The 23,344-nt window shown below is 66.2% G+C and carries 31 protein-coding genes; 9 read left to right on the top strand and 22 right to left on the bottom strand.

Annotation, left to right across the window (positions count from 1 at the left end; translation table 11 throughout):
- The 18 genes from BLT44_RS04240 to trxA form a co-directional block, all read right to left on the bottom strand.
- The gene (locus tag BLT44_RS04240; RefSeq protein WP_010155340.1) at positions 1–741 is read right to left on the bottom strand and encodes a DsbA family protein; all 741 of its coding nucleotides are present in this window, start codon (positions 739–741) and stop codon (positions 1–3) included.
- Complete coding sequence (gene resB, locus BLT44_RS04235) at positions 738–2,459, bottom strand: cytochrome c biogenesis protein ResB (RefSeq protein WP_010155341.1); 1,722 nt, start codon at positions 2,457–2,459, stop codon at positions 738–740. Before resB ends, BLT44_RS04240 begins: the two co-directional genes overlap by 4 nt.
- Positions 2,440–3,204: a cytochrome c biogenesis CcdA family protein gene (locus tag BLT44_RS04230; protein ID WP_010155343.1), complete on the bottom strand. Its 765-nt coding sequence runs from the start codon at positions 3,202–3,204 to the stop codon at positions 2,440–2,442. The genes resB and BLT44_RS04230 overlap by 20 nt, the downstream gene beginning before the upstream one ends.
- Entirely contained in the window at positions 3,201–3,782 is a 582-nt protein-coding gene (locus BLT44_RS04225; RefSeq protein WP_010155344.1) for a TlpA family protein disulfide reductase, read from the bottom strand. The genes BLT44_RS04230 and BLT44_RS04225 overlap by 4 nt, the downstream gene beginning before the upstream one ends.
- Positions 3,783–3,903: 121 nt before the next feature.
- A complete protein-coding gene (locus tag BLT44_RS04220; RefSeq protein ID WP_010155345.1) occupies positions 3,904–4,293 on the bottom strand; it encodes a hypothetical protein in 390 nt (129 codons plus the stop codon).
- 116 nt (positions 4,294–4,409) lie between these two features.
- Entirely contained in the window at positions 4,410–4,787 is a 378-nt protein-coding gene (locus BLT44_RS04215) for a hypothetical protein (protein ID WP_010155346.1), read from the bottom strand.
- Positions 4,787–5,707, bottom strand: a complete 921-nt coding sequence (locus BLT44_RS04210) for a cytochrome c oxidase assembly protein (protein WP_010155347.1) — start codon at positions 5,705–5,707, stop codon at positions 4,787–4,789. Before BLT44_RS04210 ends, BLT44_RS04215 begins: the two co-directional genes overlap by 1 nt.
- 49 nt (positions 5,708–5,756) lie before the next feature.
- Positions 5,757–6,512, bottom strand: a complete 756-nt coding sequence (locus tag BLT44_RS04205) for a M23 family metallopeptidase (protein ID WP_010155348.1) — start codon at positions 6,510–6,512, stop codon at positions 5,757–5,759.
- Between the two features lie 460 nt (positions 6,513–6,972).
- Complete coding sequence (locus BLT44_RS04200; protein WP_010155349.1) at positions 6,973–7,395, bottom strand: hypothetical protein; 423 nt, start codon at positions 7,393–7,395, stop codon at positions 6,973–6,975.
- Positions 7,396–7,459: 64 nt separating this feature from the next.
- Entirely contained in the window at positions 7,460–9,514 is a 2,055-nt protein-coding gene (locus BLT44_RS04195) for a heavy metal translocating P-type ATPase (RefSeq protein WP_081473301.1), read from the bottom strand.
- The gene (locus BLT44_RS15850; protein ID WP_010155352.1) at positions 9,511–9,687 is read right to left on the bottom strand and encodes a recombinase family protein; all 177 of its coding nucleotides are present in this window, start codon (positions 9,685–9,687) and stop codon (positions 9,511–9,513) included. Before BLT44_RS15850 ends, BLT44_RS04195 begins: the two co-directional genes overlap by 4 nt.
- A 256-nt stretch (positions 9,688–9,943) precedes the next feature.
- On the bottom strand, positions 9,944–10,546 hold the full coding sequence (locus BLT44_RS04185) for a cadmium resistance transporter (protein ID WP_010155353.1): 603 nt from the start codon (positions 10,544–10,546) through the stop codon (positions 9,944–9,946).
- On the bottom strand, positions 10,543–10,902 hold the full coding sequence (cmtR, locus tag BLT44_RS04180) for a Cd(II)/Pb(II)-sensing metalloregulatory transcriptional regulator CmtR (protein ID WP_010155354.1): 360 nt from the start codon (positions 10,900–10,902) through the stop codon (positions 10,543–10,545). Before cmtR ends, BLT44_RS04185 begins: the two co-directional genes overlap by 4 nt.
- Positions 10,903–11,095: 193 nt before the next feature.
- A complete protein-coding gene (locus tag BLT44_RS04175; RefSeq protein WP_010155355.1) occupies positions 11,096–11,467 on the bottom strand; it encodes a rhodanese-like domain-containing protein in 372 nt (123 codons plus the stop codon).
- A 23-nt stretch (positions 11,468–11,490) separates the two neighbouring features.
- A complete protein-coding gene (locus BLT44_RS04170; RefSeq protein WP_010155356.1) occupies positions 11,491–12,012 on the bottom strand; it encodes a DUF4395 family protein in 522 nt (173 codons plus the stop codon).
- Positions 12,013–12,029: 17 nt separating this feature from the next.
- Positions 12,030–12,806: a sulfite exporter TauE/SafE family protein gene (locus BLT44_RS04165; RefSeq protein ID WP_010155357.1), complete on the bottom strand. Its 777-nt coding sequence runs from the start codon at positions 12,804–12,806 to the stop codon at positions 12,030–12,032.
- Between the two features lie 17 nt (positions 12,807–12,823).
- Positions 12,824–14,242, bottom strand: a complete 1,419-nt coding sequence (locus BLT44_RS04160; RefSeq protein ID WP_010155358.1) for an MBL fold metallo-hydrolase — start codon at positions 14,240–14,242, stop codon at positions 12,824–12,826.
- Between the two features lie 143 nt (positions 14,243–14,385).
- Positions 14,386–14,754 carry a thioredoxin gene (trxA, locus tag BLT44_RS04155; RefSeq protein ID WP_010155359.1) on the bottom strand — a complete coding sequence of 123 codons (369 nt, stop codon included), beginning with the start codon at positions 14,752–14,754 and terminating at the stop codon, positions 14,386–14,388.
- A 296-nt stretch (positions 14,755–15,050) separates the two neighbouring features.
- Between trxA and BLT44_RS04145 the strand changes: the two genes are divergently transcribed.
- Together BLT44_RS04145 and BLT44_RS04140 are read left to right on the top strand one after the other, a co-directional pair.
- Positions 15,051–15,344: a metal-sensitive transcriptional regulator gene (locus BLT44_RS04145; RefSeq protein WP_010155360.1), complete on the top strand. Its 294-nt coding sequence runs from the start codon at positions 15,051–15,053 to the stop codon at positions 15,342–15,344.
- Positions 15,344–15,694: a DsrE family protein gene (locus tag BLT44_RS04140; protein ID WP_010155362.1), complete on the top strand. Its 351-nt coding sequence runs from the start codon at positions 15,344–15,346 to the stop codon at positions 15,692–15,694. The genes BLT44_RS04145 and BLT44_RS04140 overlap by 1 nt, the downstream gene beginning before the upstream one ends.
- A 267-nt stretch (positions 15,695–15,961) precedes the next feature.
- Here BLT44_RS04140 and BLT44_RS15145 read toward each other — a convergent pair whose 3' ends face one another.
- The 3 genes from BLT44_RS15145 to BLT44_RS04135 all read right to left on the bottom strand — a co-directional run bounded on the left by BLT44_RS15145 (position 15,962) and on the right by BLT44_RS04135 (position 17,934).
- A complete protein-coding gene (locus BLT44_RS15145) occupies positions 15,962–16,666 on the bottom strand; it encodes a DUF6338 family protein (RefSeq protein WP_143025970.1) in 705 nt (234 codons plus the stop codon).
- A 267-nt stretch (positions 16,667–16,933) separates the two neighbouring features.
- On the bottom strand, positions 16,934–17,260 hold the full coding sequence (locus tag BLT44_RS15140) for a TM2 domain-containing protein (RefSeq protein ID WP_143025969.1): 327 nt from the start codon (positions 17,258–17,260) through the stop codon (positions 16,934–16,936).
- A 392-nt stretch (positions 17,261–17,652) separates the two neighbouring features.
- Complete coding sequence (locus tag BLT44_RS04135) at positions 17,653–17,934, bottom strand: hypothetical protein (RefSeq protein ID WP_010155363.1); 282 nt, start codon at positions 17,932–17,934, stop codon at positions 17,653–17,655.
- A gap of 136 nt (positions 17,935–18,070) precedes the next feature.
- Here BLT44_RS04135 and BLT44_RS04130 point away from each other — a divergent pair, with 136 nt between their 5' ends.
- Complete coding sequence (locus tag BLT44_RS04130; RefSeq protein WP_029608101.1) at positions 18,071–18,508, top strand: LexA family protein; 438 nt, start codon at positions 18,071–18,073, stop codon at positions 18,506–18,508.
- 4 nt (positions 18,509–18,512) lie between these two features.
- The gene (locus BLT44_RS04125; protein WP_010155365.1) at positions 18,513–18,713 is read left to right on the top strand and encodes a Y-family DNA polymerase; all 201 of its coding nucleotides are present in this window, start codon (positions 18,513–18,515) and stop codon (positions 18,711–18,713) included.
- A 96-nt stretch (positions 18,714–18,809) separates the two neighbouring features.
- Here the strand turns inward: BLT44_RS04125 and BLT44_RS04120 are convergent, their stop codons facing one another.
- On the bottom strand, positions 18,810–19,199 hold the full coding sequence (locus tag BLT44_RS04120; RefSeq protein ID WP_010155367.1) for a heavy metal-responsive transcriptional regulator: 390 nt from the start codon (positions 19,197–19,199) through the stop codon (positions 18,810–18,812).
- Between the two features lie 104 nt (positions 19,200–19,303).
- Between BLT44_RS04120 and merA the strand changes: the two genes are divergently transcribed.
- From merA to BLT44_RS04095, 5 genes are all read left to right on the top strand, one after another.
- Complete coding sequence (merA, locus tag BLT44_RS04115) at positions 19,304–20,728, top strand: mercury(II) reductase (RefSeq protein ID WP_010155368.1); 1,425 nt, start codon at positions 19,304–19,306, stop codon at positions 20,726–20,728.
- 20 nt (positions 20,729–20,748) lie between these two features.
- Complete coding sequence (gene merB, locus BLT44_RS04110) at positions 20,749–21,399, top strand: organomercurial lyase MerB (RefSeq protein WP_010155369.1); 651 nt, start codon at positions 20,749–20,751, stop codon at positions 21,397–21,399.
- Between the two features lie 89 nt (positions 21,400–21,488).
- A complete protein-coding gene (locus BLT44_RS04105) occupies positions 21,489–21,728 on the top strand; it encodes a hypothetical protein (RefSeq protein WP_010155370.1) in 240 nt (79 codons plus the stop codon).
- Positions 21,725–22,243: a TlpA family protein disulfide reductase gene (locus tag BLT44_RS04100; RefSeq protein ID WP_006947551.1), complete on the top strand. Its 519-nt coding sequence runs from the start codon at positions 21,725–21,727 to the stop codon at positions 22,241–22,243. Before BLT44_RS04105 ends, BLT44_RS04100 begins: the two co-directional genes overlap by 4 nt.
- Before the next feature lie 3 nt (positions 22,244–22,246).
- The gene (locus tag BLT44_RS04095) at positions 22,247–23,167 is read left to right on the top strand and encodes a cytochrome c biogenesis CcdA family protein (protein ID WP_006947554.1); all 921 of its coding nucleotides are present in this window, start codon (positions 22,247–22,249) and stop codon (positions 23,165–23,167) included.
- Positions 23,168–23,344 lie beyond the last annotated feature (177 nt).

Genomic DNA, 23,344 nt, shown 5'->3' with positions numbered 1-23,344 from the left:
CTACTCCTTGCTCTCCGCGATCGCCGCGTCGAGGGCGTCGGTGATGTCGGTGACGGACTGCGGCTGCAGCAGCTCGCCGTTCAGGAAGAACGTCGGGGTGCCGCGCACGCCGAGTGCCATGCCCGCGTTGTGATCCTCTTCGACCCTCGCCTGGGTCGCAGGATCGGCGACGGCCGCATCGAAGGCGGCCATGTCGAGCCCGAGCTCCTCGGCGTAGTTGCGGATCTTGTCGGCCTGGGAGGTCTGCTGCTCCGCCCATTCGGGCTGCGATTCGAAGAGCTTCTGGTACATCTCCTCGAACTTGCCCTGCTGTGACGCGGCCTCGACCGCGATGGCGGCGTTCATCGAGTTCGCGTGGTTGGTGATGAAGTAGCGGGGGACGTAGGTGATCTGGCCGTCGTACTGCTTACGGATTTCCTCGATCACCGGGTAGACGGCGCCGCAGGCTTCGCATTCGAAGTCGAGGAACTCGACGAGCACCGGCGCGCCCTCGCCGGCGTCGTCGAGGACGTGCGAGTTCTCCTGCACGAGCGGCACGTCGCTCTGCGTGGGGGTTCCGCCGCCCGTCCCGCTACCGTTCGACGACTCGCCGGGTGCCTGGACTTCGGGACGGTTGAGCACCGAGATGAGGATCAGGATGAGCGCGATGAGCAGCACGGCGGGGATCGCGATGAGCGCCGCTTTCTGCGAGGTGCTCAGTTTCTTGGTCGGTTTCTGCACGGTGTGCGGGGGCCGGTTCATGGGGTTCCCTTCTTGAAGTGTGGTGACGGTAGTTGCTCGGCGATGGCCGAGAGGTGGCTGGTGCGGAACTGCTCGATGGAGCGTTCGAGGGCGGGATCCTCGCCACGGGCGAGGCCTGCGTACTCGATCTTGACCTTGCGTTCGCCGACGACCGGGTCGGTGAGGGTGGCCTTCACCCAGAGTCGGCGGCGCGGTATGAGCAGGCCGGTGATGAGGCCGACGGTGGCGAGGATGGAGAAGATGAGCACCCAGGTGGCGCCGGTGTCGCGTTGGATCTGCAGGGAGACGAAGCGCTTGATCGGCTCCTCAGCGCCTTCGGTGACGGTGAGATCCTCGAAGGTGATGGTGCCCATCCCGTTCGGGAGGTCAGCGGTGTCGCCCGGGGTGAGCTCGATCGAGTCGACGCCGGTGTCGCCGCCGGTGATCTGGGTCATCGACTCGGTGTCGAGCTGGTACACCGAGCGCGGGGTGCCGTCGTCGATGCCGAGGTCGCCCGTGAACACGTTGAACGTCATCATCGGGTTGTAGAGATCGGGGAATACCGAGTAGTAGGCGCCGGTGTCCAGCGTGCTCTGCGTCGGGTACAGGAAGCCTATGAGCCCCACCTGCTCGGGGAGCCCGTCGGGGACTTTGATGACGCCGAGCGAGGTCATTGCGGAGTCCTGCGGGAGGAACGGCTGGGGCTCCTGGTAGACGACGTCGCCGGCGGCGTTGCGGATCGTGATCATCGGCGCGTAGCCGTTGCCGAGGAGGTAGATGCGGTCGCCGTTCACCTCGATCGGTGAGTTCACCCGCACTGTCTCGGCCCGGCTGTCGTCGTCGCCGGGCTCGCGGATGGAGAGGTGTGCGGCGAAGTTGCCCGCCTGCCCCGCGCCGGGCAGCCCCGGATCGACGTACTCGACGTCGAATCCGTCGAGGCTCAGCGCGTAGGGGGTGAGCGAGCTCCGGTCGAAGTTTCGGCCTGGCGAGAATGAGGAGTAGGCGCTCTCGCTGTTCACGAAGGTGGTGCCTTGCACGATGACCCGGTCGCCGGTGTAGTTGAGGCCGGTGCTCAGGAGCACGGTGACGAGGATCCCGACGAGTGCGGAGTGGAAGACGAGGTTGCCGGTTTCGCGCAGGTAGCCGCGTTCAGCGGAGACCGACCAGGAGCTCGGGGTGTCGTAGCGTGCGGTGCGGTATCCGCGATGGCGCAGCTCGCTCTCGGCGATCGCGACGGCATGGGCGACGTCGGCCTCGGAGGTGCGGCCTGCGACGATCTGCAGTTCGCTCGAGGAATAGCCGACCATGCGCTGCAGCCGCGCCGGGGTCTTCGGCGCCGGCGCACGGAGCGCTTTCGCATGATGCTTGATCCTCGGGATGATGCAGCCGATGAGGGAGACGAACAGCAGCAGGTAGATGGCCGAGAACCAGGCCGAGCTGTAGACGTCGAACAGCTGCAGCGTGTCGATGGTGGGGGCGAGCTCGGGGTTGTCGTCGAAGTACTTGACGACGCCGTTGGGGTCGGCCTGGCGCTGTGGGAAGAGCGAACCGGGGATCGCGGCGATCGCCATGAGCAGGAGCAGGATGAGGGCGGTGCGCATGCTCGTGAGCTGCCGCCATGCCCAGCGCAGCCAGCCCCGCCAGCCGAGCCCGACCTCGCCTCCGCCGCGTTCGGTGGAGTCGACGTGATCGCTCGGGCGTGCGGGGAGGGTGTCGTTGTCAGAGCGGGAGTTGGACATTCGCCATCACCCCCTGCAGGGAGGACATGAGACGTGTCCAGAGCCCGCTCACCATGAGCAGGCCGAGCAGGACGAGCACGACGCCGCCGGCGATGTTGATGGTGCGGATGTGGCGGCGCAGGAACGACATCGAGCGGGTCGCCCAGCCGAGCCCGAGGGCGAGCAGCAGGAACGGGATGCCGAGGCCGAGCGAGTAGGCGACGCCGAGCAGCCCCGCACGGATGGGATCGCCGAGGTTCCACGAGACGGAGATGATCGCGGCGAGGGTCGGCCCGATGCACGGCGTCCAGCCGATGCCGAGGGCGAGGCCGAGTAGCGGGGCTCCGGCGAGTCCCAGGCGTGCTCGGAAGCGGGGGCGGACGGTGCGCTGCATCTTGCGGAAGACGCCGACGAAGGCGAGGCCCATGACGATCACCACGACGCCGAGGATGCGGGTGGCGATGTCGGCGTAGGAGAGGAAGACTTGGCCGAAGACGCCGCCGAGCACGGTGACGGTGACGAACACGACGGAGAACCCGACGATGAACAGGAGCACGCCGAGGAGCAGGCGCCGGCGCTGTGCCGTGGTGCTGCCTGCGGGTGCGGTGCTCTGTTCGACGGGGGCGACGGCGGAGCCGAGGTAGCCGAAGTAGCCGGGCACGAGTGGGAGCACGCACGGGGAGGCGAAGGAGACGAAGCCGGCGAGAGCGGCGATGAGCACCCCGGCCCAGAGTGCGCCGTCGAAGACGAGATCGCTCGGGCTCATGAGGTCTCCGCGAGTGCGTCGGCGACGAGCGTGTCGAGGATGGAGGCCGATTCGAGTTGCCCGATGATGCGGGCCGTGACCCGCCCCTCACGGTCGAGCACGAGCGTGGTGGGGGTGGCTTGGATCGGAGTGACGCCGGCGAAGGCCTGCTTGACGCGGCCGTCGTTCACGTCGATCACGCTGGGGTAGGTGATGCCGTTCTCTTCGGCGAAGGCGACGGCGGTTGCGGGCTGGTCGTAGATGTTGATGCCGAGGAATCCGACGCCCTCGTCCTGGTAGTTCTGCCAGACCTCTTCGAGCATGGGGGCTTCGATGATGCAGGGGCCGCAGGCGGCGTACCAGAAGTTGACGACGTACACCTGCCCGGCGTAGTCGTCGCTTGACACGGGGTCACCGTATTCGGTGGTGCCGCTGAAGCTCACGGCGGCGCCGCGCTCGTCGACGGGGATCTCGACGATGCGGCCGTCGGAGGTGCCGCTTCGTACGCTGCCCTGCTGGTACTGTTCCGACATCGGCTCGGCGGCGGTGCAGCCGATCAGCCCGGTGCTGATCGCGGCGGTCGCCACGAGTGCGGTCATCAGCAGGTACGTCGTTCTGGACGTCCTCAAGTTCTCGGTTCTCCTCAATCCTCAACGCGCGGTCGCGGGCACGGCGGACGTGCCGGCCCGTTCCTGCCCCAAGGGGCAGCGTGAGGAGCGCTTAGATGCGCAGGAGACTGAGGTGGTGCAGGCCGAAGCGATGCCGGCCGCGATGGTCGAAGGCGGCAGCTGCGGCGATCGGGGCGAGCTGGGGTCGCTGGCGCTGGAAGCGCAGCTGTCGGCAGCGGAGCAGGAACACGATCAGCGTCGCCAAGGCGAAGCCGCAGAGGATCCCGAGCAGGCAGGTGACGACGCCGATCACGATGCCGTCGCTGGCGGCGGCCTCCCCCGCTGTGTCGACGAGGTGCCCGACGGCGACGTCGACGGAGGCGGCAGCGACCGTGCTCGAGGCGGCCGCCGGCGTGGACAGGCCGACGTCATCGGCATGGGAGACACCCCACAGGCCCACGACGGTGACGATTGCGGCGAGGAGCAGCGTTGCGGCTCTCATCGTGAATCGTCGCCGCGTTGTGCGGGCGCTGCGGGAAACTGGGAACACACCCCGATTGTAACGAGCGGGTGCTCGCTGATCATGGGAATGGACTGACTCGCACGCCATGCTGCGGCCTATTGGAGGGCGATGAGCAGGCTGAGCACACCCATCGCGAACGTGTAGGGGGCGAGCGTCATTTTCTCGTACTTGCTCTTGGAGAGCAGGCTGAGGATCACGCTGAACCCGAGGTGGGCGACGATGAGCCACATCACCCAGAAGCTGAACTCCTCGGGGAGCACAGCGATGGTGCCGCTGCGATCGAGGGCGATGAAGACGATGAAGGCGTAGCGGAGCACGGCGGAGATCGCGCCGAAGCGGAGGTTGAGCGGGAGGGTGGTGTGTTCTCCGCCCCAGGCGAACTTGCCGAGCGGCGCGCCGGCGGCCAGAGCGATCTGGAAGATGGCGAGCAGGCCGAGCATCCCGGTGAGCGCGAAGGTGAGGACGGTCGCCATCACTGCTCCTTTCCGAACTTAGAAGCGAGGTAGGCGTTGTAGGCGTCCAGCTCGGCATCCTCCTGCGCTTCGCGGCGTTTCGCTTGCCGCAGATCGCTGGTGCGCCATTTGGAGATGGTGACGATGAGCACGATGATCAGCGGCAGCTCTCCGTACGACCAGATCAGGCCGCCGGCGATGGCCTGGTCGAGGGCGCGGCTGATCTTCCAGGCGTCAGGGTCGGCGGCGTACCAGCGGAACATGGGCTCGGTGCTGCGCAGCAGTATGAGTCCAAAGGTCGCGTGGATCTGGATTTCGAGGAGCACGTCGACGATGCGCACGACGAATGAGGGGGCGCGCGGCAGTGGGTCGAGTGACCACAGCGGGGCGGCACCGATCATACCGAAGGCAAGGAACAGGGTGAGCAGGATGAGATGCCCGGACGGGAGCTCGAGGAACCAGCTCACCGTGTCGGTGAAGTAAAGGGTGGGGAAGGCGAGAACGGCGATGATGATCACGGTGGCCGGGTGCAAGAGCACCCGGGCGGTGCGCGAGCGGTAGGCGCAGAGGGCCAGGCGCAGCACGGGGCGCCCGACCCCGCGGCGCGGGGTGGAGCGCAGCAACAGCCGGCCCGGGGATCCCATGAGCAGGAACGGGGGCACGACGACCATAAGCGTAATCTGCTGAAAGAGCAGCACCGCGACGAGTTCCTCGGCGTAGGCGTTCGCGGTCAGGCCGGTTGCCGCAAACCATATGACGCATCCGAACGTGAACAGAAGCGTCGAACTGATACCCCATCGTTTGCGGCGCATCCATAGGGAGATCGCTCCCGCGAGGTATAGGGCGAGGCAGACGATGGCGAGCCAGGCGAGCGGCGACACGCTGAGCAGATCGAACTGGAAGAGGTCGCCGAGCTCGAGGCTGGCCTTCGCGGGATACACGGGCAGGGGATGTCCTTACTGAGGCCGGCGATCGCTCGCCGGGGAGGGGCTACTTCGAGTTCGCGGCGATGAACGGCAGCGGATCGACAGGTTCGTCTTCGACGCGCATCACCAGGTGCAGGTGGTTCCCGAAGGACATGCCAGTGGTGCCCACGAGCCCGGCTTGGTCTCCGCCCTTAACGGGTTGCCCAACCTGCCAGGAGTGAGAGTTCGCCTGCATGTGGCAGTACCGGCTAAACACGTTCTGCCCAGCGACCTGGTGCTGGACTTGCAGCGAGAAGCCGCACCCGTCGGAGGCCCAACCAGCCTCGGTAATCACACCGTCTCCGACGATGCGGATCGGGGTGCCGCCGGCGGCGCCCATATCCTGCGCGTCGTGGAAGCCTGCAACCGGCGCGGGGCGGTACCCGAAGCCATCGGTAAGGGGCACTTCCTGGGCGAAGGGGTATTCCAGCTTCGTGTCGGCGAGACCGCTGACAGTGAGCGACCCGCCGTTCAATCCGAGGTCAGGAGCGGCGATGGTGACCGGGGAGATCTGGATCTCGTCGATGAGCGATGGGGTGTCGGTGGTGTCCCCAGTGACGAAGGCCTGTTGTCGGTTTGCGAGCACGGGGCTGTCGGCGAGTGCGGCGGTGGTCGCCGGGAAGACGGCGCCTGCGACGAGTACGGCGACGCTGGCGAGCGCCGAGCTGCCGACGATGAAGCTGCGCAGCCTCGGACGACGCCGCTCCGGGCTCTCCTGGGCGACTGCCCCGCCACCTGGGGCAGTCGCCCCTCCGGTAAGGGGGTTAGCGATGGGCGGCATCGGAATCAGGGGACGCAGCGCCGATGGCGAAGCAGCGGCTGCATGCTTGGATCGGCGGGGCTGTGCCGAGGCTTCGGCCGGCCGGTCGTCGAAGACGACGGGTTCGACCCAAGTGCTCCGCTTAGGCTCCGCGGACTGCTCTGGGTACCGGCGGCGCTTCAAAAGACGACTCCGAGGACGAAGAACGAGGCGATGGCGCAGACGATGCTCGCGCCCAGGGTGCCAAGGGTGAAGAGGAAGTGCTTGGCTTCGATCGGTGAATCTGTGGAGTTCAAAGTGCTTTCTCCTGATCGGGGGCGCTCCTGCGCCCGCGTGAGGTTCGAGGATCCGCGGTGCCGGACGGCGTCACGCCGAGGGCAGCGCTCACACGGGGCCAGGGAAGCTCTCAGCGAGAATGCGGCACCTCGTCGAGGCGCGCGGAGCTTCGCGGGTTACCCGTGCGTGGGGTTCCCGGTACCGATCAGGTGCGAGAGATCGAGTGAAGTAGCAGCAGTGGCTGCGGGCGCGCGGGGGCGCGGGGCAGAGCGACCGCCCAGTCGCGGATCCTGCCGAGTCGCTGCTGCAGCCAGGGTCGCCGGGTGAAGAGGACGAACAGCATGAGGGTGGCGAGCATGCTGAGCATGCAGACCGTGAGGAGATCGAGGTGCCAGCTTTGCACACTGCCGTGGGCGGCGAGCTCGCCCCCTTCGACGATCGTGTCGCCTGGGGCTGCCGAGGCGGTGGTGCTGCTTGCTGCACCCTCGGCCACGACGGGGACGCTGGCGAGTTCGGTGCTGTGCGCCCGCAGCCCGGCCAGGCCGAGGACGACGAATGCACCGACCCAGACGAGGGTGAGGAGCGCACGCCGAGACAGCGGTCGTCGCGCCGCCGAGCGTGCACCCATCACTTCGTCACCTCCATAGTTATGTAACAATTTAGCATCGAAACCCTAAGGGGAGATAGGACTGCTACTTTGCGAGCGTGTTCTCAGGCGTGTCGACCGGCGTCGGCGTAGCGGTCGGCGACAGGGCCTGGGGCCTCGCACCTGTTGGCCGGCGCGCGGCCCGGATGCCGTTGAGGATGACGAGCACCTCGGCCAGCTCGTGCACGAGTACGACCCCGGCTAGGCCGAGCACGCCGAAGAGCGCCAGGGGGAAGAGCACGATGATGATGGCCAGGGCGAGTCCGATGTTCCACGTCATGATGCGTCGGCCGCGGCGTGCATGTGCGAGAGCTTGCGGGATGAAGCGCAGATCGTGACCGGTGAAGGCGACGTCGGCGGATTCGATGGCGGCGGCGGAGCCCTTAACCCCCATCGCGATGCCGACGGTTGCCGTCGCGAGCGCGGGGGCATCGTTGATGCCGTCGCCGACCATCGCCGTCGGCGACGCAGCCGCGAGTGCGCCGATGGCGCCGGCCTTGTCTGCGGGGAGCTGCTCGGCACGGACGTCTTGGATGCCGGCCTCGGCCGCCAGTGCGCGGGCGGTGCGTTCGTTGTCGCCGGTGAGCATGATGGGGGTGATGCCCATGTCGCGCATCATGCGGATCGTCTCGGCCGACTCCGCGCGAAGCTCATCGCGGATCCCGATGAGCCCAGCGAGTTGCCCATCGACCTCGACCACCACGACCGTCATGCCTCGTTCGGCCAGCTGCGCGGCGGCCTCCCGGTGCGCGCCCGGGTCGAGCCAGCGGGTGTTGCCGACGCGGATGCGGCGGCCGTCGACGACACCGGTGATGCCGTGGCCGGCTTCCTCTGCGACGTCTTGCCCGGGCTTCGCGTTCGGAGCTGCGGCGACGATGGCGGCAGCGAGCGGGTGGGTGCTTGAGACTTCGAGCGCGGCGGCGAAGTCGAGCACCTCATGTTCGGCGTAACCGTAGCTGGCAACCTCGACGACCTGCGGCTCATTGCGGGTGAGGGTACCGGTCTTGTCGAGGGCGACGGTGCGGATCGTGCCGAGCTGTTCGAAGGCCTGCCCGGACTTGATGACGACGCCGTACTTCGACGCGGAGCCGATCGCACTGATCACCGTCACCGGGACGGCGATCGCGAGTGCGCACGGGGAGGCTGCGACGAGCACGACGAGGGCCCGCTCGATCCAGGTGGTCGGATCTCCCACAATGAAACCGAAGACGACCACGAGCGCGGCGACGATAAGCACGGTCGGTACAAGCGGCCTGGCGATCCGATCGGCGAGTCTGGCACGCTCCCCCTTCCGGGCGTGCGCCTGCTCGACGAGAGCGACGATCTGGGTGAGCGAGTTGTCGCGGCCGTCGGCGGTTGCCTCGATCCGCAGGGTGCCGGAACCGTTGATCGCTCCGGCCGGAACTGCGTCGCCCGGGCGCACCGCGACGGAGATGGACTCGCCGGTGACGGCGGAGGTGTCGATGCTCGAGGTGCCGTCGACGACGATCCCATCGGTAGCGACCCGCTCCCCCGCCCCGATGATGAGGATGTCGAGCTCGCGCAGTTCCGCGACGGGGATCGTTTCTTCGCCGTGCAGTCGGGAGATGCGCGCGATGTCGGGGATGAGCGAGAGTAGGGCGCGCAGGCCTTCCTTGGCGCGATCCATGGCCCGGTCTTCGAGCGCCTCGGCAAGGGAGAAGAGGAAAGCGAGCGCCGCAGCTTCACCGACGTGCCCGAGGGCGACGGCGCCGATTGCGGCGATCGTCATGAGCAGGCCCACGCCAACGCGCCCACGGATCAGGCGTCGCACGGTGCTGGGGACGAAGGTGTAGGCGCCGAAGAGCAGCGCGACCCATTGCAGCACGAGCGCGGGGATCTCTACGCCGCTCGACTCGAGGAGGTAGCCGATCACGAGGGCGGTGCCGGAGAAGGCGGAGGGCAGCAGTGCCGGGTCGCGCCACGAGGGGGGCCGCGTCGCATGCTCGCCTTCTTCCTCCTGAGACTTCGCGAATACCGGGGGCAGTTTGGGGCCGCAGCACGCATCGCCGTCGAGCACTGGAGCGGCGGGCTTGGGTCTGATCGTTTTGGACTCGTCGGGACCGCAGCACTCCTCGCTCATCGGCCCATCCCCTCGGTGATGGGCATGGCTTCGGCCTTGACGCCGCAGCCGGAGGTGGTGCAGTCGCCACGATCGACGAACAGCTTCTCGCACCCGGACGAGCTCAACACATCAGTCTGACCTTCAGGGTTCTGCTCGCGAGTAGAGACACGGGCGTAACCGATCAGTGCCATATGCTCGGTGTATTACAGACGTACGTTGCGATACATGGGTTTACGACACGGTTTCTGTGTGACTTTTGCAGGTATGTGGCGGCATTCTTGCTGAGATAAATGGCGGCACAGGGCGTCCGCTCAGAAGTGAAGCTGTCCGCAACTTGGGGCCGGTGCCGATCACCAGGACGTCGGCATCGGCCATGGTCGGAGACCTCCTTGTGGTCGAGGCTGCCGATCTGCGTCACCGGCGCCGCGTGCGGGGCCGGTGACGCAGTTAGAAGCCGAAGGCCCTGCCGCTGACCAGAATGAAGGCACCCAGACCGATCAGCACGATGGGGAACAGGATGTGTTCCCAGCGCTCCAGGACCTCGGCGATCGGCCGGCGGGTGGCGACGAACTTGGCCAGGGCGACCAGCACCGCCACCAGCGCCAGGAACACGATGCAGTAAGCCACCACGGCGCCCGGGCCCACGCTGAGGAAGACCGGGACGTAGACCCCGATGTTGTCCCCGCCGTTGGCGAAGGTCACCCCGGCCACGGTCCACACCGCCACGTTCTTGCCTTCGACCTTGGCCTCGTCGTCATCGTCGTCGCCGTCCCCACGCCAGGCCTGCCAGGCGGCCCACAGGCCCAGGCCCAGGGGGATGAGTCCGAAGTACGGGATGACCTCCGGGGGCAGGAACGCCCCGGCCCCCAGGGAGACCAGCACGGCCGCGCCCAGGATGCCCACGAAGCCCAGATACTGGCCGACCAGGATGCGGGCGGTGGTCTCGCGCTGGCCCGCGCCGCGGGCGAAGAACAGCGAGAGCACGATAATGTCGTCGATATTCGTGGCGATGAACAGGCCGATTGCCTGCAAGATCGAGGACAGGATCATGCCTCCACCCCCGTGCTGCAGCATCCCGGCGCCGAGCAGGCCGGGTCCAGGCACGGCGCGTTCTCGTTGACCGCGAGGGTCACTTCGACCAGGGCGGTCAGCGCCCGGCTCAGATGCGGATCCGCGATCTCATACCGGGTCTGGCGGCCCTGGGGCACGGCGACCGCGAGCCCACAGTCCCGCAGGCACGCCAGGTGGTTCGACACGTTCGGCCGCGTCAGCTCCAGGTATCGGGCCAGCTCGGCCGGGTAGGCCGGGCGCTGAAGCAGGGTCAGCAGTATACGCGACCGGGTGGGGTCGGCCATCGCCCGCCCCAGCCGGTTCATCACATCCAAACGAGAATCTATAGTCAGCATACGCTGAACTATACAGCAATGACTGAACTGATCTGGAAGTCCACCGCAGTTGACCTGCGCGACGCCGTGCAAGTGAACGGAAATCCTTGATCCCCTCCTCCCATGGGTCAAATGTCGCTCCGCGTGTCTTATTAATGGACTACTTTTTGAGGCGCGCACCAATCCTCCACTTCTGGAGCGTGGGTGAGGATGGTCAATCAGTCTGAACGACCGATAGCCCCGTCGCGGCCGCGGCGTCTGCGAGCGAGCCGAGGTTGCGTACCTGGGTGAATCCCGCTTCTTCCATCAGCTCGACGGCGGCGGCGGCGCGTTGACCTGAACGGCAGTAGACGACGTAGTCGGCATGGGGGTCCAGGTCAGGGATTGCCGCCTGCAGCTCGCCGGCGGTGACGTCGAGCAGGAGTGCCCCATCGAGATGCCCTTTGGCGTGTTCGGCGGGTGTGCGGACGTCGATGACGATCGCATCCGAGCTGACCGCAGGTTGGGCGGTGGTTGGCGCGGTGCAACTCGTGAGCGCGAAGGCGGCGACGAGTGCGGTGACTGTAACGAGGGCGAAGCGACGCATGGGGTCCTTTCGGGGGTTTGGGGTTAGAGGTTGCAGGAGCGGTCGGCGCAGTGATGTGTGGGGTGTCGGCTGAGACGGCGGTGGAGGTGGCAGCCCGCGCACCAGCCGAAGATCGCTTCGAGAGCCAGGAGGGTGAAGCAGACACCGCATAGGGCGAGTGCCCCTTGGAGAGGGATGGCGCCGGAGCCCAGTGCGATGCACGAGGTGGTGGCGATGCCGACGGCCAGCCACCACGCGAAGGCCTTTTGTGGGGCGCCGACCCAGCGCGGGGAGTGGGAGCGACTCGCGAGTCGTCCCAACGCCAGGGTGATCGACAACCGATCACTGACGAGGAGGCGAGTCAGCACGTCGAGCAAGAAGAACATCCCGAACATTTGCAGCGGGCGAGCGGTCCCGAACGCGAGTGCGGCGGTGGCGGCAACAAGTCCGAGCGTCAGCAGAAGACCGGCCGCGACCCGGACCGCACGTTCGTCGATGACAGGCCCCTGGTAGCCCTCGATGAGGGCGCCGACCCGCGGGGGGACGGCAGCGGGGGTGACGGCCATGAGTGATTCCTGGAGGGTCAAAGAAGAGGTGCGAGGCGCAGGATCGTCGTTGTGAGCATGACGACGCCCACGGCGAGGACGAAGAAGCCGAAGCTTTTGCGGAGCACTGGGGCGGACAACTTCCTGGCGAGCAGCATCCCGGCGACGGAGCCGGCGACGGCGAAGGCTGTGAAAGGAAGAACGGTTTCCCACGGGATCGCGGTGGTGAACACCTGTGCGGCGAGTCCTGCGGTGGAGTTCAATGCGATGACGAGGAGTGATGTGCTGGTGGCCGCGGCGATGGGGAGGCCGAAGATCAGCAGCGCAGGGACGATGAGGAAACCTCCACCCGCCCCGAGCAGCCCGGTGAGGAACCCCACCGACACCCCGATGATCACGACGCGTAGGACATGAGAGCTGCGCGTTCGGGGTCGCTCGGATGAGGCGGGCGTACGACGACCGCGGATCATCGCGAGTGCCGTGACGATCATGACGCCGCCGAAAAGGACGGAGAGGAGAACGTCGGGAACGAACCGCCCCACGGATGCACCGGCGAGTCCGCCGAGCATCCCTGTCACCCCGAACGCGGCACCGACTCCCCATTTCACGGTTCTCGTACTCGTGCGCATCAGGACGGCGATGGTGCTGGTCACCGCGACGACGAAGAGGGAAGACGCGATCGCCTCTCGCGTTTCCATCCCTAACACCAGGGTGAAGACGGGGACGGCGAGGATGGATCCGCCTCCGCCGAGGAGCCCGAGTGAGACGCCGACCACCGTTGCGAGAATCATCGCGGTGATCACGGGCAGAGTCATTCGGGCTCCTCGAGGGGTCAGGCGGCGTTCGCGGCGGGCTGCGCCGTTGTGGCGGCGAGCCAGGCGCGGTAGCTGCCTTCGATCTCAACGACATCGTGACCGGCTCGGCGAAGCGCGCTGGCGATGACGCTGTTACGGACGCCGCTCTGGCAGTAGGTGAGGATGACACCCGAGGCGGGGAGCTCGTCGGTGTGCCAGAGGGCACGACCGCCGGAGAGTTGGGCGGCACCGGGGATGTGTCCGGCGTTGTATTCGGTGCGGTTGCGCACATCGAGCAGGAGGGCGTGCTTCACCTGGTCGATGTCCGTGGGCGCGATGGTCTTCGGCTGCATGAGCTGCAGTCCGTCGAGGGTTGCGATGGAGCCGTGGACGGTGTCGATCCCCACCCGCAGCAAGTGGTCGCGGAACCGCCCGGCCGCATCGGTCGAGTCTGCCAAAACGACGAGGGGGCGTGTCTCGGTTTCAGGGTCGTAGACCCAGGCGGCGTAGCTGGCGGCTTTCGCTTCGCCGGGAACGTTGAGCGCGCCGGGCACGGTGCCCTGGTGTACCTGTGAGTGGTGGCGGGTGTCGATGAGGATGACGCTGTCTTCCTCCAGCGCGGCGGACAGGTCGGAGGCGTCGATCTGCGGCAGCGGTGCGAGCTCGCCCAGCAGAGCGGGACCGGTGCGGTTCTGCCGCTTCATCCGGGCGAAGTAGGCGTGCGCGTCAGGCTGATCACCCAGGAGAGAGTCGATGAAGCCCTGCTCGTCACCGGCGGACAGGTACGGCGCCCACCAGGCGAAGCGTCGCTCGTATCCCACCGTGGAGGTGGGGACGGCGCCGAGGGCCTTGCCGCACGCCGAGCCGGACCCGTGTGCGGGGAGGACCTGTACGTAGTCCGGGAGGGTGAGGAAGCGGTCGCGGATGCTGGCGAACAGGTCGCGTGCGCCCTGGAAGCGGGTGTCGGTGCCGCCGGCGGCTTCATCAAGCAGGTCGGGGCGGCCGATGTCGCCGACGAAGACGAAGTCGCCGCTGAGGAAGTAGCCCGGGTCGGAGGTGGCGGCTCCATCGGTGACGAGGAAAGAGAGGTGCTCGGGGGTGTGGCCGGGGGTGTGCACTGCTTCGAGGGTGATGTTGCCGAGGGTGATGCGCTGACCGTGCGTCATCCGGGTGGCGTCATCGAATCCGGGACCGTACTGCCAGTCGGGCCCGCCTTCGGCGGAGACGTACATCGTCGCTTCGGTGCGTGCGGCGAGTTCGCGGGTGCCGGAGAGGTAGTCGGCGTGGATGTGGGTTTCGGTGACGGCGGTGATGGTCATGCCGTGCTTCGCGGCGAGGTCGAGGTAGACCTGCACGTCGCGGCGGGGATCGACCACAATCGCTTCACCGTTCCGCTGGCAGCCGATCAGGTAGCTGGCGTGCGCGAGGTCGTCGTCATACAAGCGTTCGAGGAGCATGGGGATCTGCTTTCGCGGGGGTCAGTGCGCGCAGGTGCAGCGCTGGTCTTCGGGGACGTCGGCGAGGGCATCGTCGATGTGCTGGCCGCAGCCGGCCCACGTGGGCTTGCCGCAGAAGGGGCAGGTGATTTGAGCGCACACGATCAGGCAGCCGTCTTGGAGGCGGCGATCTGGCGGCGGACGTCATCCATGTCCAGCTCGCGGGCCTTGGTGATCAGCAGCTCGAGCTGCGGGGCAGGCAAAGCACCAGGCTGCTTGAACACCAGCACGCCGTCGCGGATCACCATCAGCGTCGGGATCGAGGTGATGCGGTGAGCGGAGGACACCTCCGGTTCAGCTTCGGTGTCCACTTTCGCGAACACGATGTCGGAGTGCTTCTCCGACGCCGCCTCGAACACCGGAGCGAACGAGCGGCACGGGCCGCACCAGGCCGCCCAGAAGTCGACGAGAACAATCCCGTCTCCCTGTGTCGCCGTGGCGAAGGTGTCGCTCGTGAGTTCAGTGGTCGCCATCGTCGGTCACCGCCCGAACAGGCGCGAGAAGAACCCGCCCTGCTTCGACTGTGCAGCCTGCACCTCACCGCGCGTGTGGTTGCCATTGCACCACTGCGACGCGGGCACCGACGCGCGTACCGAGGACACATGCTGGCCGCAGCCGGCCCAGGTCGTCTTTCCACAGGTTCGGCACTTCGTAGCTCGACACATGTTTTCTCCCTTTCCGGCAATACCCCCGGGGGTATCTTTAAAACCTTATGGACACCATACCCCGGGGGGTATAGTTGTTGTCAACTCGACGGAAGGAAACACTGATGAGCAGTGCATCTGAAAGCCCCGATTCGCTGGTGCACGATCAGGAGGCGAAGCGGAAGGTGCTCAACCGTCTGAAGCGTGCGCAAGGACAGCTCACCGCGGTGATCGGCGCCGTTGAAGACGACGCTCACTGCCGCGACGTCGTGCAGCAGCTCTCCGCAGTCTCTAAAGCTCTGGATCGGGCCGGTTTCCTCGTCATTTCCACCGCTCTTCGCGACTGCATGACCACCCCGGACGCAGACAACGCCACCAATCCCGACGAGCTGGAGAAGCTCTTCCTCTCCCTGGCCTGATGACCACTCGGAACGGACTCGTCATCCACGTCCTCGCCGAGGACGCTGGAGTCCTCACCGTCGCGTTACGCGTTGCACGAAACGCAGTCCACGATCTGGATCCCGATGCGATGGTCCAAGTCGTCGTCCAGGGCGGTGCAGTGCGCGGCCTCATTGCAGGCGGTGCCTACCGAGACGATCTCGTCGCGACAATCCACAGTGCTGGCGTACAGGTGCTGGCGTGTCAGAACAGCATGAGCCGAGAAGGCGTCGACGACGATTCGTTGCTCGACGGGGTGTCAACCGTGGCTGCGGCCGTGGGCTACCTCGCGCGACAACAATGGGCAGGCGCTGCCTACGTGCGACTGTGATGAGTCCAGCACCTGTCGCGTCATCCGCACGCGCCGGTATCGAAGCCTCCCCTGGCCATGCCTGACAGTCCGAAAGCGAAATGTCCCGCGCGAGACTTTTAGGAGTGCCCGCCGATGCGCATCCGTGCAGCAAGTCCGCCCGGCACCGACCTGAGCCTGGCGAGAACCAAGCTGCGAAGACACGTCACATAGCGACGTCAGAACGCCGCCACGGAGCGCTGTCATTCACAAATTGATAGCGCTTTATTTATGTCTCATAAACGACCGTTAATCTTGGTCAGTACTTCCTTCGTTCTGGTCCAACATCGCGACGTCATCTGCTGGAGCTTTCCTCAACGTTGCTTGCAATAGCTCTATCTCCGAAGCGGAGATAACCGCGAAGTGAGTCTCGGTTGGAGCTTCCTTCTCACCGCCGGCTTCTCGGTACATCGGATTGATGATCGTTATTTCCCGGTTCACATGTGGGTCTGGGTCATCATCGAAACTGTTAAGCACTCCACCTACCCAAGCGCCAGACTTGAGCACCAGAGATACGTCGACTACTTCGCCATCCTCATGCTTGAATACTTTCGTCCATGCAGATTCATCTCGTGGAGTAGGGGCGTCCCACAACTTCTTCAAACCCCCTTCGTAAATCCACTTCGAGCCAAGCGCAAAGCCGAGCAACGTTGTGAGCGCAATAATTCCGCATGCGAACAGGGCCGCAAGAAGTAGATTGTCTGACACCCAAGAGAAATCTCCTTGGACGAGCTGGAGTATGACCGTTCCTAAAGGACGAAACCAAATAGCGGCAAACAAAATGACAACGATGACAATGGCATCGCAAACGAAACTGACGAACACAAAGGTGACGGTTTCCCGCAGCACCGTCCTTTTCGCGACAGCGCGGTGACCCTCCCTAGCGAATGCGTAAGCAACCCCAGGAAAAAGAGCGGCGATATAGAGAGTGATACCCCATAAAGTCGTGGGCATTCTTAGCCTCCTGAGGCACAATTGACCGTAGGAGGTCGATCATGGCACAGATTCCAATCGGAAAACCAAGGCAGACCATGACTGGTCGATACGTCCGGTCTACATCTACAGGTAAATACATTGAACTTGGCCAGCAACCGGCAAAGATTCAATATCGCCCCATTGCACGCCCGTCGAACGCTACGCCACCCCCGCCGCCGCCCGCGGCAAAGACGAAGTAGCGCTTAAGTAGAAAGTGCCCCACCAAGGGTGGGGCACTTTCTACTTTCAGGAACGCGGAAGCTCTGACGGTAGCAATAAGCCGCCATCGAGACCAAGCCTCGCGTTGCTCTGAGCAACGTCCTTCTTCATTAAGAAGAGGTCCACGATCAAAATCAATAGCACTGCCCCACAAAGAACCCAATTTGCTAATGCAAGCGCTGGCAAGAAGACGGCTATCCCTATATTGATCGCGGTCAGGCAGGCCAACAGCACTGCTCGCCACGTGTTGCCTAGGTAAAAGTGATGGCCACCTATGGTGCCCATCAAAACGAGGAACGCAATGGCCTCCCCTACCTTTTTGGGGCTGAGAGCCACCGAAGCTGAAATGCTCACGCGGCATCATTTCTGATCTCTGGGCCTCGAGAAGGTTCGCCGACCGACGCGCCACCACTCCCCAGCGCGCTCCATCCCACCATTGCGGCTGGTTTCTCTCATTCAAGTACCACCCTGGAGCAGGGGAAGTCGTGTTGGTCATGCTTGGAATTTAGATGCAACCGGAACATTTTGCTGTGCACCGTCGCCTTCAGCAGGTACGGTTTGCACGGCTTCGTCGCTCGTACTCTTCGTCGCGATCCCGGACTGAACGTGTGCGCCGTTCGCCGTCAATCTGTGCGCGACGGATAGCTACGAGATCTTCGATCCGCTGGGCAACATCGCGGGTCGCCTCGTCCCTAGGACGCTACCTTCACCCGGATTGTCATCACTTGGATCAAGCACACTTACCCCTATCCGCGTGCCCCTGAGCGGGCGTCGCCATTTGCGTCGATCTGACGCTCGATTTCCAGACGAAGATCGCGAGCACGGTCTGCGAGCGCCTGATACTCAGATTCCTGACTTGGGATCACGGCAGTCTGCCCCTGCGCATCCCTATACCTTTCGTCATCGGCGTCATTCTGCATCGCCCCCTCGTACTCTTCGAGAGCATGGATGAGAACGGTGTAATCGTCATCATGTGAGAGATCGAGCAGGACAGGTTCGAACGCCGGCTTATCGCGATCAGTGGTCATAGCTCGGATACTATCCACCTACACCCTCAGATTCCACGTCATCGCTCCTCTCAACACGCCAGCAGATTAGCGCCCTGTCGGATGAGCGACGCATAATAGGCAGTCGAACATATGTTCGATGAGCGCGGGGGTGGTTATGTGGGTGGAAAAGGTCCGGGCACTCGATTCTGAGGCGCCCATCGGCACCGTCCCCTTCGCGGACGTCGAGGCCGCGTGCGGCTTCCCTTCCCCCGCGCAGGACTACGAGACGACCGAGATTGATCTGAATGAGCACTTGATGCCGAACCGGGTGTCCACGTTCCTGATCCGCGCACGCGGTAACAGCATGACCCGTGCCGGGATCTACGACGGCGACGAGCTAATCGTGGACCGCTCGATCCGCCCCGAGGACGGCCACGTCGTCGTCGCCGTCGTCGACGGCGAGATGACGGTGAAGCGCCTTCGCGTGACGCGGGCGGGCGTGGTGCTCTCGGCCGAGAACAGCCGTCACCCTGATATCGAGGTCGCGGAGCTGTCGGAACTCCACATCTGGGGTGTTGTGACGAGGAGCCTGCATCGTGTCCTCCGAGCGTAGGCGAATGATCGCGCTCGTGGACTGCGAGTCGTTCTACGCGAGCTGCGAGCGGGTCTTCGACCCCTCCCTGTACGGCCGCCCCGTTGTGGTGCTCTCGAACAACGACGGTTGCGTGGTGGCGATGTCGCGCGAAGCAAAAGCGCTGCAGGTCGAGATGGGAGCTCCCTGGTTCAAGATCAAGGACTGGGCGGAAAGCTATTGGTAGTGCGCGTTATTTGATTTGGCGCTATTTGGCGGACGGGGGATTCTGCACGACTTTCCGTTCTCGTCGCTTGGGAGAGCCGAGAGGATTTTCCGTGAGCTACAGGTACCGGCAGACCTGGTCCGCGCTGCACGAGTCGGGGTCGGGCTGCGCGGCGTCGTGCCTGAGCTCGGCGATGGTGTCTCGGAGCGCTGTGAGCTGGGCGATCTGCTGCTCGATCTCGGCGAGGCGCGCGTCGAGGAGATCGCGCACGTGCTCGCAGGGAGCAGCGCCGCCGTCGCGGATGTCGAGGATCTGGCGGATCTGGGCGAGGGTGAGGCCCGCGGCCTGGCCGCGGTGGACGAAGTCGATCCGGGCGGCCGTCTCGGGCGCGTAGTCGCGGTATCCGGACGGCGTGCGCTCGGCCGGGGGCAGCAGGCCCTGCTCCTCGTAGAACCGCAGCGTCTTCGCCGTCGTTCCCGCCCGCTCGGCGAGTTCCCCGATGCGCATCGCAGGCCCCCTTTTCTTTCGGCAGAAGCCTTCTTGACCTTCCCCTGCACTGGAAGGTCCAGTATGGCCGAGAAAGAAGAGAAACCCAAGTGACGGGAGCTGCGATGCCCACGAAGTACGACCTCGCCATCATCGGATCGGGCGGTGGTGCGTTCGCCGCCGCGATCCGCGCGACCACGCTCGGCAAGTCGGTGGTGATGATCGAGCGCGGGACGCTCGGTGGCACCTGCGTGAACACCGGCTGCGTGCCGTCGAAGGCCCTGATCGCCGCGGCCGACGCACGGCACTCCGCGGCCGACGCCGCCGACCGGTTCCCGGGGATCGCGACGACGGCGGGGCCAGTGGACATGCCCGCCCTGATCGCCGGGAAGCAGGCGCTGGTCGAGTCGCTGCGGGGCGAGAAGTACGCCGACGTCGCCGACTCCTACGGTTGGGCCGTCCGCCGCGGCGACGCCGCGTTCGCCGGCACCCCCGACGCACCGGTCCTCCAGGTCGCCGGGGACGACGGGAGCACCGAGACGATCGAGGCCGGGCACTACCTGGTCGCGACCGGCTCTCGGCCGTGGGCCCCGCCGATCGACGGCCTGGACCAGACCGGGTACCTGACCTCGACCACGGCGATGGAGCTGACCGAACTCCCTGAGTCCCTGCTCGTGCTCGGCGGCGGCTACGTCGCCCTGGAGCAGGCGCAGCTGTTCGCCCGGCTCGGCTCCCAGGTCACCGTGCTGGTCCGGTCCCGGCTCGCGTCGAAGGAGGAGCCGGAGGTGTCCAGGACGCTGCAGGAGGTGTTCGCCGACGAGGGCATCCGGGTGGTCCGCCGCGCGCTGCCGACGCGGGTGTCCCGCGACGCCGCGACCGGGCAGGCCGTCGTCACCGCGGACGTCGCCGGCGGCCGGGAGGAGTTCCGCGCCGACCAGGTGCTCGTCGCCCTCGGACGACGACCGGCCACCGATGGGCTCGGCCTCGACAGGGTCGGGGTCAAGACCGGGGACCTCGGCGAGGTGGTCGTCTCCGACCGGATGCAGTCCTCCCACCCGCGGATCTGGGCCGCGGGCGACGTGACCGGCCACCCCGAGTTCGTCTACGTCGCCGCCCACCACGGCACCCTCGTCGCCGAGAACGCGTTCGCCGACGCCGATCGGGCCGTGGACTACGCCCGACTGCCGAGGGTGACGTTCACCGGCCCGGCGATCGGCGCGGTCGGGATGACCGAGAAGGACGTCGTCGCCGCCGGGATCCGCTGCGACTGCCGCGTCCTGCCCCTGCACCACGTGCCCCGCGCACTGGTCAACCGCGACACCCGCGGCTTCGTCAAGATCGTCGTGGACGCCGACACCGGGAAGATCCTCGGCATCACCGCCGTCGCCAAGGACGCCGGCGAGCTCGCCGCCGCCGGGGTCCACGTGCTCGGCAAGACGGTCGCCGAGGTCGCCGACGCCTGGGCCCCCTACCTGACCATGGCCGAGGGCATCCGGATCGCCGCCAAGGCCTTCACCACCGACCCGTCGCTCCTGTCGTGCTGCGCGTGAACGAACTGGAGGAACCCACGATGTCTGACCTCAGCATGCAACTGCCCGAGCGGCTCAGCCGACTGGGAGAGACCGGCCTGCTCATCCCGCTGCTGCGGCTGCTCGCCGACGGTGACCCCGTCACCGTCCAACAGCTGTCCGTGGCTGCGGGCCGCACGATCGACGAGGTACGGCTCGGACTGGCCGCGATGCAGGACACCGAGTACGACGACCAGGGCCGAATCGTCGGCCAGGGCCTCACGCTGCGCCCTACACCGCACCGGTTCACCGTCGACGGTGAGGAGCTCTACACCTGGTGCGCCCTGGACACCCTCATCTTCCCGGCCCTCCTCGATCGCCCAGCGCGCGTGGAGTCCGTCTCCCCGGCCAGCGGAGAGACGATCCGCGTCACCATCGATCCGGTTGCCGGTGTCACCGGCGTCACACCCCCGAGCGCCGTGGTGTCGCTGGTGAACCTGGAGCAGATCACCTCGATCCGCTCGGCCTTCTGCAACCAGGTGCACTATTTCGCCTCCGTCGACGACGCCACCGGGTGGCTCTCTGAGCATCCCGGTGCCGAGGTGGTGTCGGTGGCCGAGGCCTACCGGATCGGCAACGAGCTCACAACGAGCCTGCTCGACCTGCTTCAGGACGACACCCCGGTGGCCGACGACTGTCCCCGCTGCTGTTGACCCGCGACACAGAAGGATTCGAGAACGCTATGACCTCCAAACACGACGACCGAACGCGAGGCGGTGGCCTACTCCTGGGAGCCGGTGCCGTGCTCCTCATGACGATCTGCTGCGCGCTGCCCGTGCTCATCGCCGGCGGAATGCTTACTGGCATCGGCGGGCTCCTTCTCGGCAACCCGTGGGTGATCGGCGTGGGCATTGCGCTCCTCGCGATCGTGCTGCTCGTCGTCGTCCGCCGCCGAACCCGCCGCGGCCGTGTCGAACCTGACTGCTGCCCGCCCACCGAATCCGCTCACCGCACCGACCCGAAGGGCGAACAGAACCAATGATCAGCTCCCGCGCCCGTCGTTCGCTCGCCACCCTCCTGCTCGCAGGCTCGCTCATCCTGACCGCCTGCGGCACCGTTGATAAGGATCCCGTCTCTGCCGAGACTGCCACCGCCGCGACGGTGACCAGCATCGACGCTCAGCGGATCAGCCTGCCCGCCGCCGGGAAGCCCACCGCGGTGTTCTTCTTCTCCGTCGGCTGCGGCGAATGCGTCGGCGGAGTCCGATCCCTCGGTCAGGCGGCAGCCGCGGCCGAGGAGGCCGGCATCGATGCCCAGTTCCTCGCCGTCGACATGGATCCGCGCGAACCTACCGAGACCATTCAGAGGTTCATGGAGTACGTCGACGCCGTGCATGTCCCCGCCGCCATCGACGAGGGCGCGGCGCTGTCCCAGCGCTTCGGGGTCGCCGCGCTGTCTACACTGATCATCGTCGACAGTGACGGACAGGTGACCTTCCGCGCCACCGACCCCGACGCCGATACGATCGTCTCCGCGCTCCACAAGGCCGGGGCCTGAGCGATGGGCGGACTCCTCGCCCTTGCCTTCGCCGCCGGGATGATCGCCCCCGTCAATCCCTGCGGCTTCGCGCTGCTCCCGGCCTGGATCACCCATGCGCTGGGCGACGCCGCCTCTTCCTCAGCCCCGGTGCGCCTGCTGCGCGCCCTACGGGCTGGCCTCGCGCTGACGATCGGGTTTGCGGGCACGCTCGCTTTGGCTGGCGTCGCGGTAAGCGCCGGCGCACGGGGCCTGATCCAGGCCGCCCCAGCCCTCGGCCTCGCCGTCGGGATCCTGTTGGTGCTGCTCGGCGGGGCGATGCTAGCCGGACGCTCTATGTCCCTCCGGCTTCCCGGCATACCCGGCCGCGCAATCGAACGGCTGCCCAGCGCCGTGCGCATGGTCGTCTTCGGCGTCGGCTACGCCGCGGCCTCGCTGTCGTGCACCTTCGGCGTACTCCTCGCGGTCATCGCCCAGGCCCAGGCGACAGCCAGTTTCGTCGGGCTGCTCCTCGTCTTCGCCATCTATGCCGCCGGCTCCGCCACCGTCCTGCTGCTTGTCGCCGTGGTCGCCGCCGTAGCCGGTTCTGTGCTGTCCAGGCGGATCGCCGCACTGACACGATTCGTTCCCAAGGTCACCGCCGCCGTCCTGATCCTCACCGGCGTCTACCTGGCTTGGTACTGGTTTCCAGTTGTCGTCGGCGATGCCCCTTCCGCAGGGCGCACCGACGTCGCCGCTGTCTCGGCGACGATATCGAACTGGCTCCAAAGCAACACCGGCGTCATCGCCGGCCTGTCTACCACCGTGGTGCTCATCGTGCTACTAAGCGGATTCCTTCATCAACGCCGTCGGAACTCCGGACGGAGGACCGAGGAGGACTGCTGCGACCCTCAGTCGACGCACTCTCCCGGGGACCGGCCGAGCGTGCCGACCGAGCGGCATTGAGCGGCTCCTGCACGTCAAGGTCATACGACGTGGTTGACCGGAACGACGAACTCGGACACCAGACGCCCTCCCACCCGACGCCGATCATCGGACACGGCGTGGGTGTTGTTCGTGGCCTATGTCGAAGGAGAGCGCGGCCACGATCAGGACGAGTTGACCGCCGAGCAGAATCGGTGC

The sequence above is a fragment of the Leucobacter chromiiresistens genome (genome assembly GCF_900102345.1).
Lineage (GTDB): Bacteria > Actinomycetota > Actinomycetes > Actinomycetales > Microbacteriaceae > Leucobacter > Leucobacter chromiiresistens.
Note: the sequence above shows the minus strand (reverse complement) of the source record. Positions and strands in the feature narration are given on the sequence as shown.